Origin of the sequence: Shewanella sp. MBTL60-007 (genome assembly GCF_019654915.1) — a bacterium.
Classification (GTDB): Bacteria; Pseudomonadota; Gammaproteobacteria; order Enterobacterales; family Shewanellaceae; genus Shewanella.
Map to the genome: position 1 here is coordinate 1 of NZ_BPET01000190.1, position 501 is coordinate 501.

Sequence of the window (501 nt, forward strand, 5' to 3'; positions counted from 1 at the left end):
ACTTAGTGCATCATACTTCCAACCTAGGCTGAACATCGCCTTCCAACGTGGATCTGTGTATTCACCCACATCGACTTGTAAGTCTTCTTCAAATCCTGTTGGGTTATATTCCCACTGCTCTAGGTAAGTCGCAATCACGTGAATGCGGAAATCACCAAAGCTATCTGTAGGAATGTCGTACTGACCTTCAATATCCAGACCTTTTACGTTAAACGATGCAGAGTTAACTGGGCTCTGTACGAAGTCAATGATATCACCCGTCGTTGCATCACGAGTGAATAGATCACAATAGATGTTATCTAATGACTCTGAGTCGTAACAGTAGCGAACTGCTGTATCAACACCTATGTAGTTAATCGCATCATCAATTTCAAATGCCCAGTAATCGACTGTGATTGAGAAACCGTCTAGATAACTAGGCGTATAAACCGCACCAACAGTGTAATCGTTTGAAGTTTCAGCTTTTAGATCAGGGTTACCCGCATTGCTTCCTGGGTGGTT

The 501-nt window shown here is 42.9% G+C and carries 1 protein-coding gene; it reads right to left on the reverse strand.

The genetic code is table 11. The features are described 5' to 3' along the window. Positions 1 to 501: TonB-dependent receptor domain-containing protein (locus tag K5Q92_RS23980; RefSeq protein ID WP_220771275.1), on the reverse strand; the 501-nt coding region annotated here is incomplete at both ends.